Origin of the sequence: Devosia indica, from assembly GCF_003056405.1 — a bacterium.
Classification (GTDB): Bacteria; Pseudomonadota; Alphaproteobacteria; order Rhizobiales; family Devosiaceae; genus Devosia; species Devosia indica.
The window spans coordinates 34,112-48,919 of record NZ_PYVZ01000002.1 but is presented as its reverse complement, the minus strand read 5'-3'; the positions used below and the strand labels follow the sequence as shown (position 1 = coordinate 48,919).

General features: G+C 60.3%; 14 protein-coding genes. 6 read left to right on the top strand and 8 right to left on the bottom strand.

From position 1 onward, the window contains the following. Positions 1-237: 237 nt before the first annotated feature. Positions 238-2,022 (top strand): hypothetical protein, encoded by a 1,785-nt coding sequence (locus tag DDE76_RS02110; RefSeq protein ID WP_104893399.1) that lies wholly within the window; start codon positions 238-240, stop codon positions 2,020-2,022. 52 nt (positions 2,023-2,074) lie between these two features. Here the strand turns inward: DDE76_RS02110 and DDE76_RS02105 are convergent, their stop codons facing one another. From DDE76_RS02105 to DDE76_RS02070, 8 genes are all read right to left on the bottom strand, one after another. Further along, positions 2,075-2,971 (bottom strand): TolB family protein, encoded by an 897-nt coding sequence (locus DDE76_RS02105; protein ID WP_104893398.1) that lies wholly within the window; start codon positions 2,969-2,971, stop codon positions 2,075-2,077. Positions 2,972-3,007: 36 nt separating this feature from the next. Then, positions 3,008-3,568 (bottom strand): cupin domain-containing protein, encoded by a 561-nt coding sequence (locus DDE76_RS02100; protein ID WP_104893397.1) that lies wholly within the window; start codon positions 3,566-3,568, stop codon positions 3,008-3,010. Between the two features lie 48 nt (positions 3,569-3,616). Next, the gene (locus DDE76_RS02095) at positions 3,617-4,375 is read right to left on the bottom strand and encodes a sugar phosphate isomerase/epimerase family protein (protein ID WP_104893396.1); all 759 of its coding nucleotides are present in this window, start codon (positions 4,373-4,375) and stop codon (positions 3,617-3,619) included. 57 nt (positions 4,376-4,432) lie between these two features. Next, positions 4,433-4,912, bottom strand: a complete 480-nt coding sequence (locus DDE76_RS02090; RefSeq protein ID WP_104893395.1) for a VOC family protein — start codon at positions 4,910-4,912, stop codon at positions 4,433-4,435. A gap of 90 nt (positions 4,913-5,002) precedes the next feature. After that, on the bottom strand, positions 5,003-6,241 hold the full coding sequence (locus tag DDE76_RS02085) for an ABC transporter substrate-binding protein (protein ID WP_104893394.1): 1,239 nt from the start codon (positions 6,239-6,241) through the stop codon (positions 5,003-5,005). Positions 6,242-6,267: 26 nt separating this feature from the next. Further along, positions 6,268-7,365: an ABC transporter ATP-binding protein gene (locus tag DDE76_RS02080; protein ID WP_104893393.1), complete on the bottom strand. Its 1,098-nt coding sequence runs from the start codon at positions 7,363-7,365 to the stop codon at positions 6,268-6,270. 5 nt (positions 7,366-7,370) lie between these two features. Further along, positions 7,371-8,306: a carbohydrate ABC transporter permease gene (locus DDE76_RS02075; RefSeq protein WP_104893392.1), complete on the bottom strand. Its 936-nt coding sequence runs from the start codon at positions 8,304-8,306 to the stop codon at positions 7,371-7,373. Beyond that, positions 8,303-9,187 (bottom strand): carbohydrate ABC transporter permease, encoded by an 885-nt coding sequence (locus tag DDE76_RS02070; protein WP_104893391.1) that lies wholly within the window; start codon positions 9,185-9,187, stop codon positions 8,303-8,305. The genes DDE76_RS02075 and DDE76_RS02070 overlap by 4 nt, the downstream gene beginning before the upstream one ends. A gap of 170 nt (positions 9,188-9,357) precedes the next feature. Here DDE76_RS02070 and DDE76_RS02065 point away from each other — a divergent pair, with 170 nt between their 5' ends. The 5 genes from DDE76_RS02065 (at position 9,358) to DDE76_RS02045 (ending at position 14,807) form a co-directional block, all read left to right on the top strand. Next, positions 9,358-10,170, top strand: coding sequence for an aldo/keto reductase (locus tag DDE76_RS02065; protein ID WP_104893390.1), 813 nt, complete (start codon positions 9,358-9,360; stop codon positions 10,168-10,170). Positions 10,171-10,284: 114 nt separating this feature from the next. Continuing rightward, on the top strand, positions 10,285-10,725 hold the full coding sequence (locus DDE76_RS02060; RefSeq protein ID WP_104893389.1) for a VOC family protein: 441 nt from the start codon (positions 10,285-10,287) through the stop codon (positions 10,723-10,725). A 37-nt stretch (positions 10,726-10,762) separates the two neighbouring features. Then, positions 10,763-11,782 carry a LacI family DNA-binding transcriptional regulator gene (locus DDE76_RS02055; protein WP_104893388.1) on the top strand — a complete coding sequence of 340 codons (1,020 nt, stop codon included), beginning with the start codon at positions 10,763-10,765 and terminating at the stop codon, positions 11,780-11,782. Between the two features lie 297 nt (positions 11,783-12,079). After that, a complete protein-coding gene (locus tag DDE76_RS02050; protein ID WP_104893387.1) occupies positions 12,080-13,435 on the top strand; it encodes an ABC transporter substrate-binding protein in 1,356 nt (451 codons plus the stop codon). 58 nt (positions 13,436-13,493) lie between these two features. Next, a complete protein-coding gene (locus DDE76_RS02045) occupies positions 13,494-14,807 on the top strand; it encodes a carbohydrate ABC transporter permease (protein WP_104893386.1) in 1,314 nt (437 codons plus the stop codon). The last annotated feature ends 1 nt before the right edge of the window (position 14,808 follow it).

Here is a 14,808-nt window from a genome sequence, read left to right as displayed (position 1 = left end):
ATTCCACTATGGAGGCAATTTTATTTTTGTTTAAGAAGAATTCTTATGAACATCACAACTGTGGGTTTATCACCTAAAAGCGCACTATGTATCGAACAGCAAACAAATTTTCAAAAATTCTCGCTGTTCTGAAAAGCAGGATCTATCGAGCCCAACCCAGTCTGTTCTGAATTGCGACACGGCGACAGCCCGAACAACGCACCCTGAATCGAATGCGGCTTACGATAAGGGGGGAGAGTGACCCAAACCAACCAGGCGACGGAGAATGAAAGAGACATTCTCGAAGCGCTGAACAGAATTTGCGAGTCGGAATACTTCTCCGAGGCCGAGCAAATAAAACGGTTCTTGCGCTATGTCGTGGAAGAGGCGCTGGCTGGGCGTGCCGACAGGATCAAGTCCTATTCGGTTGCGGTCGAGGCCCTCGGCAAGGACACTGATTTTGATCCGACGCAGGATCCGATCGTGCGTATCACCGCCAACCGCCTCCGGAGCGCCCTGGCCAAGTACTACAATGAGACAACTGACCAGCACCGAGTTGTCATACGCCTCCCCAAAGGACACTATTTCCCCCAGTTCGATTTTCACCAGCCGCCCTCTGACACACCCGACCCGCCGGGACTGCCGGTCTCGACACAGCGTATGGAGACGCCTGTTCCAATCCGGTGGCGCCTTCCGGCGTCGCTCTTGCTTGGTGCTGGTCTGGTTCTACTGGCGCTGATGTTCTGGTCCCGGATTTCGGCCGCCGATACCAATGGCAATCTGGGCCGTGTCTGGATCATCGTGCAGCCCCTTGAGACCGGAGGAAGCACCGATGATGACTTTGCGCGCGTACTCGGCGACCAGATTATTGCGCAGATGACGCGATATGACGGTGTCAACATTATCGATGCGCAGCGTGCCCCGAACGAGCAAAGATCAGCGGACCAGATTTCGGGCAGCGGCTGGACCGAAAAACACGTATTCTCCTTGGCAACCTATGTGCGACTGGAAGACGACCGCGCTGCAGTCCGCTGGTATCTGACCGATATGCACACCAATCAGGTCATGTGGGCCTCGGACCGCAGGGTCAGCCTTGAAAGCGGTGACGGGGCCGCTGCCATCGTGCAATCGGTTTCGGCAGAACTGCTCGGACTCGAAGGCGCCATACCGGTTATCCTGGACCGCCTGCAACCCACCGGTCTGGAAGACGACAGCGTCTGCATGGCAAGGGCACAACGCCACGCTCTCACGGATGATCAGATGATACTCGGTGGTGTGACCGAATGCCTTGAACGCGTTGTCCGCAATCACCCTCGGAACGGGCATGCCTGGGCTCTGCTGAGCCTGGCCTATCACCGCCAGGGGCGGCTTGCCGCATCCCTGGGCGAGAATGCCAGCGGCTTTCGCAGGCTTCAGCAGGAGGCCGCAGCGACCGCCAGCGCTATCTCACCAGAGACTTTCTTTCCACACCTGGCACAACTGGCCGCGGCCTATGACGCCGGGCAACTCACGGTGCTGCAAAATCTGGCTGACAGAATGCTCCTGCGCTATAGCGGCGATCCGCGTCTGAAGGTGATGATCGGCAAGGCCCTGGTTTCGCTAGGCATGGCGGAGAGTGGCCTGCCTCTGATCGAGGCTGGTCTCGACCAGCTCCCGTCTCTTGGTCCACTGGGCTATGCCATGCTGGCGCTGGAACGCTACGTCGCGGGTGATCTGGAAATGGCCCTGGGTTATATCGATGCCCAGGCTCTGCCGAACGACTATCGATACTGGTTGATGAAAGCGGCAGTCCATGCCGGCACGGGTCAGATGGACGAGGCGATGCAGGCCTGGACTGCCCTGACACGCCTTAAGCCCGGCTATGCCGACAATGTCTGCCAGGACCTGCGCCATGCGAACATTCACTACACCTACTATAACCGGATCGTCGCGGACCTGAGCAAGATTGTCCCGGACCTGCCCGCGGAGTCCTGCCGGTTCCGCCTGCCGCCACAGTCCGCCCTGGCACCAAGCATACAAGCTGTAGGTTCTCGCACCCCATAGCTTGGCCCAAATGGCACAACGCCCTTCTTTCCACTCCCCCAAAGCGGCCGCGTCAGGCCAGCATTGGATAGGAAACAAACGCCAAGCGGCGGCTATCCGGCGCCCAGGAATTGACGTTGATCGTCCCCTGCCCGCCGAAAAAACCTGCCAATACGCGGTGTTCACCGCCGTCCGATCCCATCAGGCGCAATTCCACATCCTTGTCGGGCGGATGCCCAATCGTGCCCTCGGGATAGCTCAGATAGGCCAGCCATTGGCCATCCGACGAGATATGTGGGAACCAATTGACCCGACTGTCGAACGTCAATTGTTCAACCTCGCTCCCGTCAAAAGCCTTCATGCGGAAGATCTGCGCATGTCCGGGCTGTGAAGCCGCCAGTTCGGAATTGAAATAGAGCCAGGTACCGTCGGGTGAATATTCGGGGCCGTCGTTCGGCACACTCAAATTGGTCAACCGCCGGTCCGGACCGCCTGCGGCGGGAATGGTGAAAACATTGACCATCCGCTCGCCTGCCGGACTTTCGACGGCGACATAGGACAAGGTCCGGCCATCGGGCGAGATGCCGTGCAAGTAATAGTGATGCGGCGTGGCGTGGTCGTTCGACACCCGGCGTGGCGTTCCGCCGGCAAGCGGCACCGCATAGAGGTGGCCGTCGTCCGAGCTCACATAGGCGGTCGACCCATCCGGCGAAAGCACATGGTCGTTGTTGAGATCGGCCAGCTCGCCGGTATCGATCATCTCCGGCTCGCCGCCGCTGACGGCAATGCGAAACAGCTTGCCGCCGGCATTGAACACCAGCCAATCGCCGTCCGGCGTCCAGTTGGGCGCCTCGATCACCTCATCGGCAATGAAAATCACCTGCTGGTTGCCATCCAGATCGATGATCGTCAGCTTTGCCAGCTGGCCTTGACCAAGGCTGCGGCCGCGGCGGGGGAACTTGAAACTCATCTTCTGTCCTGGGCGGTTTGGGGATGGCGATGCGGCCTACACCGGATCGAGACCATCGCGGAAATCATTGAGATCGGCATCGACCGATGAGGGTGCATCGATCCATTCGAGCAGGGGCTCCCCAAAGACCGGGTCGCGCGCCGGAATGGGCAGCATCATGATGCGCTTGGCCGCGGCGCGCCGAGTGTCTTCGGTGATGTGGTCTTCCTGGATATTGTCCCAATCGCGCCCATCCGGATAGCCGCCGACAACCATGACATCGTCAGACCGATCGACCATGGCATGTGAGACCCCGGCAGGCATCAGCACGACGTCGCCGGCCGAAAACCTGATGCGCTTGCCGCCCTGGCCGAACAGGTCCAGCTCCATCCAGCCGCTCGCCACCCCCAGGCATTCATGGGTGGTAGAGTGGAAATGGGGATAGTCATAGATACCCGGATAGCGCCAATTGTTGAGCCAGCCATTGGCCCGAAAGCGCTCCCGCACGGCCTCCTCGCCGCCACCCGCAACGCCCTCGCGGTAAACCAGAAGGGGGAAGCGGCTGTTGGGCAGCATGCCATTGGGTCGCGACCAATGGGCTTCCGTTGATTTGGCCATGATGTCCTCCTCTTTTGATCGATACGACTTCTGCCGCCTTTCCGGCGGCTACAATCCCAATGCCTTGAGATGCGCAAGCGAGCGACGCGCGAACGCCTGCCAGTCACTGGGATTGTCGTGTTCGGTGACGATGTGGTCGGCCCTGGTCTTGCGGAACAGCGGAACCAACCCGGCCCAGTCGATAATGCCGTCGCCGGTGGCGGTCCAGCCATCATCCTGCTTGGTGCCGAGCGGGGCGGTATCCTTGGTCTGGATGACCACGATCCGGTCTGCGAATTTTTCGAGTTCCGCCGCGGGGTCCGCGCCCGCGCGGACGATCCAACCGCAGTCGATCTCGAATTTCACCCCCGGACCACCGGCATCGAAAATATGGTCGATCGGACGCGAGCCATCGGCAAGCGGTACGAATTCGAAATCGTGATTGTGCCAGGCCACCTGCAGGCCATGCCTTGCCGCCGCCTCGGCGCCACGCGCCAGCTTTTCGCCGAGCCCCCGCCAATAGGCGACAGTTGGCTCGCGCTCCTCGGTCGTCACATAAGGGGGAATAAGATAGGTCGCGCCCAGGGTCTGGGCGATGTCGATGAACCGGTCCGGCTCTTCGACGAGGCCCGCAAGCGGCATGTGAAAGCCATAGCAATCAAGCCCGGCATCATCGAGCTGGCGCCGGAACAATGACGGGTCAGCTTCGTATGCCGGCAACCAGGGTTCGATGGCGTCGTATCCCATATCCTTGAGAATTGGGAGCTGATCGGCCAGCGGCGGAAAATTGCGCGAAGAATAGAGCTGATAGGCTTTGCGGTAGGTCATCGGTCGTTCCGGCTATAAATGTGGAGGCGCCGCCTTCACGCGACGCCCTCGGGCAGGTCAGGGCTGGGCTTCCTTGTCGCTGTCGAATTCGAGCAGTTCGACCATCACGCCCAGATCCTTGACCGTGTCGTAATAGGCATAACGCCCGTGGCTGCCGTCGAATTCGCCACGCTGCAGCAGCTTGTGCCCCTTGGACTCAAGGTAAGCGTTGCGCTTGGTAAGGTTTCTGGTGCGGAACGCAATGTGGTGGCAGCCGGGGCCTTTTTGTTCGAGCAGGTCGCGCCAGGCGCTCTTTTCCGGACCGGGCTGGAGAAACTCGACATCGATATTGCCGAATTTGAACATCATGATCCGGCATCCGACCTCGGCCGGCTTGCCGTGGTAGATGGCCTTGGCCTCCTCCGGCTCGGCTGCCCTGCCTTCCTGGGGCATAGGCTTGCCGGTCAGGTCCGAAAACCATTGGGCCGATTTGACCACATCGTCGGTGACGAAGCAGATCTGCATCACTTCGTCTTCATCAAGCAGGCGCTTGTCCATGTTCATAGTCCGTTGTGTTGGCGTGTGCCGGGCGGCCCGGAGCCAAATGGCCCCGGGTCGCCAGACGTCGCTGGGAGGAGGAGAGGGAGATCAGCCCAGGATGGTTTCGTAGTTTTCCTGAATCTGCGAGATGGCATCATCCACGCTCATGGACGGGTCGCTCCAGAAGTTGAACACGACGTCCCAGATCGAATTCTGCCAGTCAGCATCGACCGTCGAATGCGGGTTCGGCACCTGGTGGTCAGCATCTTCGAGAATGCGCAGCACTTCGACCGAGCAGGCATCGAGCACTTCGGAGGGCGCATCGAGCCGGGTTGGGGTCGAGCCCTTGGCGCTGGCGAAGGCGGCCTGGATCTGCGGATCGGCCACGACCGCGGCAAAGTCGAGTTCGGCGGCGTCCACCTCTTCGGACTGGCCACCCAGGATGCCCCAGCTATCGACGGTCACCGGCACCGCCTTGGCGCCCGGTATCTGGATACAACCGAAATCGGTCCCGGCGGTCTTTCCGGCAGCGCTCCATTCACCCTTCATCCAGTCGCCATGGATCTGCATCAGGGCCTGGCCGGTGATCACCATATTGGTGGTCACATTCCATTCGCGGTTCGCAGAGCCCTCATCGGCTTCCTGCTGGAAGCGGCGCAGCGTTTCGAGCAAGGTGCGCATTTCGGCGCTGTCGATGACAGACGGATCGGGCTCGCCGCCATAAACGGCATTGTAGAACTCCGGACCACCGGTAGCTGCCGCCAGGGCGTGCACCAGATAGCCGACCTGCCATTGCTGGCCACCAATGGCGAGCGGGATATAGCCCGCGTCACGCACCTTCTGGAAATCGGCAAACATCGCATCGAGCGAATCCCAGGCGGCCGGATCGACCCCCGCGGCCTCGGCCACTTCCATATTGTAATAGGCCATGCCGTCGATGTGGATGGCGGTCGGGATCTTCATGATCTCGCCATCGACCGTGATCGAGCTGACAACGGACGAGGGATAGTGTTCGAGGATCCCCTGTTCGGTGAAGAACTCCGTCAGCGGCCGCGCGAGCCCGAGGCCGGCCAGGTCGCGATAGACGCCGGGGCTGGATTCGAGGAACACATTGGGCGGGGTGCCGCCGGTGACCAGGTTCATCAGGTTCACGTTGGAACCGGTATTGTGCGGAATGGCGATGTCGGTCCAGGTGTGACCCTTGGCTTCCAGGCCATCCTTGAGGACGTTGAGTGCCGCGACTTCCGGTCCCGATGACCAGTTGTGGTAGATGATCAGGTCCGTGGCGCTTGCCGCGGAGCTGACCATGAGAGCAGCGGTGACGCCACCCAGGATCGATTTCAACATCTTGGTTTCCTCCCTAATGATGTTGGCTAGATCCGCCGCCCGGTCTGGGCGTCGAAAAGATTGGCCTTGCCGGCCTGGAACTGCACCGGCACGGTGCTGCCGACCCGGAGGCCCGCGGCGAGATCGGGGGCAACCCGAAGCGCGAGCATCTCGTCTTCAAAGGTCAGGTAAAGCGTGGCGTCCGATCCGGTGCGTTCGGCCGACAGCACAGGCAGCGTGAACTGGGCGGTGCCGCCGCTGGCCGGCTCGCCGATTGTGAAATGTTCGGGACGCATCCCAATAACTACCGGCAATCCGTCCCGCGCCGGTGCCTGGAAGGGATAGTCCGAGACATCCAGGCGGGCTCCGGACTTGAACACCGCTTCGACCTTGCCGGCTTTCACGGCAAGCGTGGCGGACCGCATGTTCATGGCGGGGGCGCCGATAAACCCGGCCACAAAGAGATTGGCCGGGTGTTCATAGACCTCGTCGGGCGTCCCGAACTGCTGGATCACCCCACCATCCATCACGGCGATCTTGGTCGCCATGGTCATGGCTTCGATCTGATCGTGCGTGACGTAGACGACCGTGGACTTCAGCTCGTCATGCAGCTTCTTGATTTCCAGCCGCATCTCGGTGCGCAGCTTGGCGTCCAGATTGCTCAGCGGTTCGTCGAAAAGAAAGACATCGACCTTCTTGATGATGGCACGGCCAATAGCGACGCGCTGGCGCTGTCCACCGGAAAGCTGGGCCGGCTTGCGATCAAGCAAGGGCTCGATCTGCAACATTTTGGCGACCCAGGCGATGCGGCGCTCGACTTCCTCGCTGGGCAGCTTGCTGGCCGCCAGCCCGAACTTGAGGTTCCCCCGCACGGTCTTGGTCGGATAGAGCGCATAGGACTGGAACACCATGGCCAGCCCGCGATCCTTGGGATCAAGCTCGGTCACGTCGCGATCGCCGATGGTGATCCGTCCATCGCTGACTTCGAGCAGACCGGCCAAAAGGTTGAGCAAGGTGGTCTTGCCGCAACCGGACGGACCCAGCAGCACCAGGAAATCACCGTCCTCGATGGCAAGGTTCAGATCGTCGAGCACGGTGACTGCGCCATAACGCTTGACGATATGTTCGAAACTGACGGCAGGCATTGGCACTAACCCTTGATGGCGCCGGCGGTCACGCCCTGAACGAAGAGCTTGCCGACGAGAAAATAGACGACGAGGGGTGGAATGGCCGTGAGCAGTGCTGCAGCCATGTTGTGGGCGTAGTTGGTCGTACCCGTGGAGATGGTGATCAGATTGGCGAGGTTCACCGTCATGGGCTGGCCGGTCAGGCCGCCAAAGGTCACGCCGATCAGGTAATCGTTCCAGATCGAGGTGATCTGCAGGATCAGCACCACGATCAGGATATTGCCGCTCATGGGCACGATGATCTCGAAGAAGATGCGCCAGAACGAACCCGAATCCATCATCGCGGCGGACATGATCTCTGTCGGGATATCCTTGTAGTAATTGCGGAAGATCAGGGTCAGCACCGGCATGGCCAGCACTGCATGGATCACCGCCACGGCCCAGAGCGTGCCGTAGATCTTGGTGGTCGTTGTCATCACGATCAGCGGATACATGATGATCTGGAACGGCACGAAGGCGCAGATGAACAGCAGGAACAGGAAGCCCCCGGCCCAGCGCACATTCCACAGGGCCAGAGCAAAGCCGGTAACCATGGCGAGAGAGATCGACAGGATCAGCGAGGGAAACAGGATCGATACCGAGTTCCAGAAGCCAACCTTGAGCCCATCGCACTTGATGCCCGAACAGGCATGGTTCCAGGCGTGATCCCAGGCTTCCAGCGTCCAGATATGGGGTAGCGTGAAGATCGCCCCTTCGCGGATCTGGTCCATGGTCTTGAACGAGGTGACCACGACCACATAAAGCGGCACACAAAAGAACAGGGCACAGATGGTGAGAAAGACCAGCACCGCGATAGAGCGCGGGGTGATGCCCTTTTTCTTGCGCACGAAATAGGGCGCGCGGGTCACGGGAACTTCACCGGCGGCGGCTGCGCGTTCAGAAACGGAAACCTGGCTCATCGGGCGGCCTCCCGCTTGCGCTGTTGCCACACGGTCAGGGCAACCAATGGAATGAAGACGACCAGGGTAATGACCAGCATCATCACTGCGGCCGCCGAGGCGTAGCCAAGATTGGACTTGGCCGAGAGGGCGTTGATGGTGAAATAAGCCGGCACCCAGGTGCTCTGTCCCGGTCCGCCATTGGTCATGGCCACGACCACGTCATAGGCCTTGATGACGCCAAGTGAGAGCAGGATGGCGCAGGTGATGAAGGTGAACTTCATCATCGGGATGATGATTTCGAGGTAGACCCGCCAGAGCGGCACGCCATCAAGCTTGGCCGCGCTCCAGATTTCGGTGTTGATCCCTTTCAGTCCCGCCAGCATTAGCGCCATGTAAAAACCGGCCGACTGCCAGACAGAGGCGAGAATGATGGCGTACATGGCCGTATCACCCTGGGCGAGCCAGTTGAAATCGACCTCCCAGCCCAGGCTGCGCAGGAAGCTCTGCGCACCCAGCGTGGGATTGAGAATCCAGCGCCAGGCGGCACCGGTAACGATCAGCGAGACGGCCAGCGGATAAAGAAAAACCGTCCGAAAGAAACTTTCGCCGCGCTTTTCCTTGTCGATCATGGCCGCGAGAATGAAGCCGAAAACAATGGCCAGCGCGCTGCCCAGGCCGAGCACGATCAAATTGCGGAGCGATATTTCCCAGCCGGCATCGCGGAACAGACGGTCATACTGACGGCCCCATTCTGACCAGTCGATGCCATATTCGGGCAGGCGGCGGCTGCGCGTGAAGGACAGATAAATGGTCCAGCCAATTGACCCGACAAAGGCCACGGCCGTGATGGCCAGGGCCGGCGTCAGAGCAAGTTGGGGCGCAATGCGGCTCCAGCGCATGAAACTCCTCCCAATATCCCGGCCGCCCCTGTGTTCAGAGTTCTCTTCCGGGTGTTGTATTAGCGTTAATCTAGAGGCATAGTTCCCCGAACGTCAACTGGCCAAGTGGAAAAATGCAGCAAGCGCGCACCTGAAGACATCGAAAGTCACGGCTTGGGGAGGAATTAAGTTTGACACTACAAGAAGTTATGCCGCGCCTCGGATTTGGAACCTATGGGCGCTGGAAGGCCGAAGGCATCGAAGCGATCCTATGCGCGCTGGAAACAGGCTACCGCCATCTGGACACCGCGCAGACCTATGACACCGAGACCGAAGTGGGAACAGCACTCGTGCAATCAGGCCTGGCGCGTGCCGAGATCTTCCTGACCACCAAGATTTCGACGGACAATTATGCCGAAGGCAAGCTGCTTCCATCACTGGAAACCAGCCTGTCCCATCTGGGAGTCGATCAGGTGGATCTAACCCTGCTGCACTGGCCCTCCCCCAATGGCGCCCAGCCGCTGGCAGCCTATCTTGAGCCCCTTTTGGACGCGCAGGATCGTGGACTGACTAGGTTCATTGGGGTCTCGAACTTTACCATCGCCCTGCTTGACCAAGCCCGTTCGATTGCCGGTGAAGGCCGCATTGCCACCAATCAGGTCGAACTCAACCCATTCATTCAGAACAAAAAACTGGCGCAGTACTGTGTCGATCACGGCATTATGGTGACATGCTACCAACCGATCGCGCACGGGCGACTGGGCGACGATCCGGTACTGGTCGATACCGCGCGCCGCTATGATGCCAGCCCCGAGCAGCTCGCCCTCGCCTTTGAACTGGCCAAGGGCTATGCAGCCATCCCAACCTCCGGAAAGCGCGAGAGAATTGTCTCCAATTTTGCAGCCCAGCACCTGAAATTGTCACCTGAAGACATTGCGCTGATCGAGACTCGGGATCGCAATCTGCGGGCAATCGCACCCGACTGGGGGCCGGACTGGGACTAGCTTCGGCACGTTGACACGCCAAATTCAAACTGCCATGACGCGACGTATTAACGATCACACAATGTCAGCGAGACTGACTTTGTTCATAACGACCTGAAGGGTCAGGAGGATATTATGCTTGGTGTTGTCGGCATTGGCCATGTGGCGATCAAGGTCACCGATCTGGACCGGTCGCTGGACTTTTATCGCGACCGCCTCGGCTTTCCGGAAATGTTGCGCCTCAAGCACGACAATGGCGAGACCTGGCTGGTCTACCTGCGCATCACCGATGATCAGTATCTCGAGATCTTCCCCGGCGCCGAAAACGACCGTGCCCCGGGCTGGAATGCCAATGGCGTAAACCACATGTGCTTCACGATTGAGGACCTGGAGGGCACGACCGAACGGATCAAGGCGGCCGGCATTGCCCTGACCTCCGAGATCAAGCCGGGCCTTGATGGCAATCGCCAGGCCTGGATCGAGGACCCGGACGGGAACCGGATCGAATTGATGGAGATGGCGCAGGATTGCCTGCAATTGCAGGCCATTCGCCGCTTGCACCAAGAGCACGCATAATCCATTCAATCGATCGCAGAATGGGGGACAGCGTAGCTTGGGCAGACCGATTGTTCGACTGAAGGATGTTGCAGACAAGACCGGTTTCTCGGTGAACACGGTCAGTCTGGCCTTGCGCGGCAGTCCCCGCATTCCCGAGGACACCGCCATGCGCATCCGCGACGCGGCGCGTGATCTCAACTACATGCCCAATCAGGTGGCCAAGTCCCTGGTCAGCCGTGAGACCAAGACCATCGGGCTGGTGTTGACCGACATCACCAACCCGGCCCTGACCCAGGCAGCCCAGTCCATCGAGCTGGCCTTGGCCGAGCGGGGCTATTCCACCTTGTTTGCCACCTCCAACAATGATCTGGACGAGGAAAAGCGGGTCATTGCCATGTTCCAGTCCCGCCAGGTGGATGGCATGTTGATTTATCCGCGCAGCCACCGCGAGCTCGATCACATCCGGCAATTGCGTCGCGCCAATTATCCGGTGGTCCTGCTCGTAGCCGACCCCGATGCCGGGGTCGATGCAGTCTCGGTCGACGAGCGGCGCGGCGCCTATCGGGCCGTCCGCCACCTGATCGATATCGGGCACAAGCGGATTGGCATCATCGATAGCGCCAATCCCCTGGGCAATCATGAAAAGCGCGAAGGCTACGACGCGGCCCTGCATGAGGCCAATATCGCGGTTGATCCTCAGCTCTCGGCCGATCCGCAAGGGCACTCGGTCATTCGCGGTTACTGGGCCATGGACAAGCTGATGCGTCTCCCCCAGCGGCCATCGGCCGTGTTCGCTGCCAACGACTCCCTTGCCATCGGCGCCCTGCGCTGGACACAGAAGAACGGATTGCGCGTCCCCGAGGACGTCGCCATTGTCGGCTTCGATAATATCGAATTCGCCGAACACGCCGCGACACCACTGACCAGTGTCAACTACGAAATCCGGCTGGTAACCGACCTGGCCGTGGCCCGCCTGATTGAATTGATCGGCACTGAAGGCGCCCTGCCCGAGCCCAGTGTCACCCTGATCGACCCCGAACTGATCGTCAGGGAAAGCACGCATCGACGGAACTGATATCTCCAAACACGAACCAGCACGCGGCCGATCCTCGCCACGCCGCACGCGCTCCGGGCTGCAAGCGGCGCCCTCCCGGCTGACCCATGCTCTGGAAACTTCCAGACCTCGCCTCGTCGCTATCTGCAGTCAATAAATCGACGCCTCGGTTTCCCGGAGCGGCATTGGGCAACACGGCCCATGACCGACGTCATTTTCTCACACCCCTGTAATTTGCCTGTCACAACGACCCCGTAAAGACATGTTTGCACGCGCGTGCAATGACATCCCATCCGACGCATTATCGGGGCTTCAAACATGACCATTCTCAAGACGACGAAACTGCTCGCCACCACGGCAATGCTGCTCTCGGGCACCATGCTTGCCGCGCAGGCCGAGGATTACACCATCACCGTGTGGGCCGGCGGCACCGGTGACACCAGCAATTACCGCTACGACAACATCGTCATGGCGGCCGATATTCTCGAACGTGAAGCCGCAATCCGCGGCGAAGAGCTCAACATCACCGTCGAAACCCAGGCCTGGTCCGGCTGGGACGATTTCAAGCAGGCCGTGACCCTGGCTGCCGAAGCGGGCAATGCGCCCAACATCATCATTTCCGGCCATGAAGACATCGGCCCGTGGTCGCAGTCCGGCCTGTTGCGCCCGGTCGAGGACTATGTGGACTTCGACGCTTGGCCGCTCAACGCGATTTACCCCAACCTCTATGACATCACCAGCTATGACGGGGTTGTCTGGGGCATTCCGCAGGATGCCGAGTCGCGCCCGTTCTTCTATTCCCGAGCCAATCTCAAGGCCATTGGCTGGACCGATGCCGACATCGAGGCCCTGCCTGGCAAGGTCGCGAGCGGTGAATACACGCTCTACAACATGATCGACGACGCCAAGAAGATGCAGGACGCCGGTGTCGTCGAAGCGGGCAAGGGCTTCGTGCCACGCCCCAGCAACGGCCCGGACTACTGGCAGTTCTATATCAGCTTCGGCGGCGAAATGGTCGACGCGGAAACCGGCAAGCTCGTTCTCGACAAGCAGGCCATGACCGACATGTTCCAGTTCTTCGTTGATGCGGCCGACGCCGGCGTAGTGCCGGCCACTCATCTCGGCTCGACCTGGGATGCCTTCCACGAAGCCGTTGCCAACGATCAGGCCGGCTTCTGGCATGCCGGCACCTGGACTGTTTCGGAGTGGCAGACCAAATGGGGTCTCGAGGACTTCTTCGGTCAGATGCAGTACAGCCTGATCCCCGCTGGCAATGAGAACGGCAAGGCCAACACTATCAGCCATCCGCTGGTCTATCTGCTCTCCAACGCCGGTACCGATGACGATGCAGCGATCTCTGCGGAGTTGATCTCTATCGCCTCCGAGCCGCGCTTCAACGCGCTGCACGCCGTCAAGTCGGGCAAAGTGGCCCTGAGCGACGCTCAGGCATCGATCCCGCTGTTTGCCAATGACCGCTGGGCCGGCATTGCCACCACCGAGCTCCTGCCGCATGCGACCGCCATCCCCAACGACGTCGAGTTCGGCCCTTACTGGACCGCGATGTTCAAGAACCTTGAAGCTTCCTGGACTGGCACCGTCTCGGTTGAAGACGCCGTCAACGCTCTGGAAGCCGAAGTCACCTCGGCCCTGGGCGACAAGATCATCGTCCGCTAACCGCCAATATGCCCGGGGCGCCATGCAGCGCCCCGGGATCCCGTTGGAGACTGTTCTCATGCGCACCAGAACCAGCCTTCTAGGCCTGGGCTTCGTCAGCCCGGCGCTTGCGTTGCTCTTTGCCTTCTTCCTCATGCCCGTGGTGCTGACGACTGTCTTCGCCTTCACCAATATGAGCACCGCGACCGGCATCACCGGCGGCTCTCACGTCATTACCGGCAACCTGCTGCGGGACCTGGGAAATGCCGGAATTGACAACGACGTCATCACGGCACTGGGTGAAGCCAGTTTTTCGGTGACATCCGAAACGCTGGCAGCCGCTGCCGATGCCGGCGTCGAACCTCGGTTCCTCGGCGAAATCGAAGCCCGGCTTATGGGCCAAAACTTCGAGGACGCACGCAGCTTCGAATCCGCGCTCAAATCCCTGCCTTCGCGCCCGACCCGCATTCGCGAGCTCAAGCTTGCCACCGAACCGTTCGAGCGCTCGATCCTCAATACCCGCTATGCCAGCCGCGCCGACATGGAAGCCGCGATCACCAGCATGGCGCCCGACGCGCCGGCCGAAACCATCAGCACCATTGCCGAAGCCAGCTATACCGGCTGGCGCTGGATCGATGGCGGCAATTTCCAGACCCTGCTGGATCGGCCCGAAACCATCCGCATCGTCCTCAACACCGTTTTCTATGTCGCCGCGACACTCGCCTTCAACGTATTTGTCGGCCTGTTCCTGGCCATCACCACCTTTTATCTGCCCAAGACCGGCGCAGGCTTTTTCAGCGTGCTCTGGCTGCTGCCGCGCATCACGCCTGTCGTCCTCTATGCAGTCATGTGGAAGTGGTTCACCTGGGACAATGGCTTTCTCTATGTCATCGCCGAGCAGCTCGGGCTGCCCGCCTTCAACTACATGAAAGGTTCGGTACCCACGGCCTGGGCGACAATCATACTGGTCAACGGCTTTGTCGGTGCATCCTTCGGCATGATCCTGTTTTCAGGTGCCCTGCGCGCTATTCCAATCCAGCAGCTCTGGGCCAGCGAAGTCGACGGCGCCAGTCGCTGGCAGCAGATCCGCCAGATCATCCTGCCGCAATTGCGCTGGCCGATCCTGTTTGTCACCTCCTACCAGACGCTCTCCCTGCTCTCCTCCTATGAGCAGATCTGGCTCACCACCAATGGCGGCCCGGGCAGCACGACCACGGTCTGGGCGCTCGAGGCCTTCAACACGGCGCTCAACAACTACACCGGCAATCTCGAATACGGCATGGGCGCCGCCATGGCGCTGATTCTGGTCGCGGTCGGCCTGGTTCTGTCCATCCTCTACTTGCGCATGTTCCGGTTCGACGAGCTGGTCAACAAGCCGCGGATCGAATTCTAGG

Excerpts from the sequence above, each read along its gene's own strand:
- DDE76_RS02100 (WP_104893397.1), bottom strand. The coding sequence starts at position 3,568 with ATGGCCAAATCAACGGAAGCCCATTGGTCGCGACCCAATGGCATGCTG.
- DDE76_RS02095 (WP_104893396.1), bottom strand. The coding sequence starts at position 4,375 with ATGACCTACCGCAAAGCCTATCAGCTCTATTCTTCGCGCAATTTTCCG.
- DDE76_RS02060 (WP_104893389.1), top strand. The coding sequence starts at position 10,285 with ATGCTTGGTGTTGTCGGCATTGGCCATGTGGCGATCAAGGTCACCGAT.
- DDE76_RS02090 (WP_104893395.1), bottom strand. The coding sequence starts at position 4,912 with ATGGACAAGCGCCTGCTTGATGAAGACGAAGTGATGCAGATCTGCTTC.
- DDE76_RS02105 (WP_104893398.1), bottom strand. The coding sequence starts at position 2,971 with ATGAGTTTCAAGTTCCCCCGCCGCGGCCGCAGCCTTGGTCAAGGCCAG.
- DDE76_RS02050 (WP_104893387.1), top strand. The coding sequence starts at position 12,080 with ATGACCATTCTCAAGACGACGAAACTGCTCGCCACCACGGCAATGCTG.
- DDE76_RS02070 (WP_104893391.1), bottom strand. The coding sequence starts at position 9,187 with ATGCGCTGGAGCCGCATTGCGCCCCAACTTGCTCTGACGCCGGCCCTG.
- DDE76_RS02085 (WP_104893394.1), bottom strand. The coding sequence starts at position 6,241 with ATGTTGAAATCGATCCTGGGTGGCGTCACCGCTGCTCTCATGGTCAGC.
- DDE76_RS02075 (WP_104893392.1), bottom strand. The coding sequence starts at position 8,306 with ATGAGCCAGGTTTCCGTTTCTGAACGCGCAGCCGCCGCCGGTGAAGTT.
- DDE76_RS02080 (WP_104893393.1), bottom strand. The coding sequence starts at position 7,365 with ATGCCTGCCGTCAGTTTCGAACATATCGTCAAGCGTTATGGCGCAGTC.
- DDE76_RS02045 (WP_104893386.1), top strand. The coding sequence starts at position 13,494 with ATGCGCACCAGAACCAGCCTTCTAGGCCTGGGCTTCGTCAGCCCGGCG.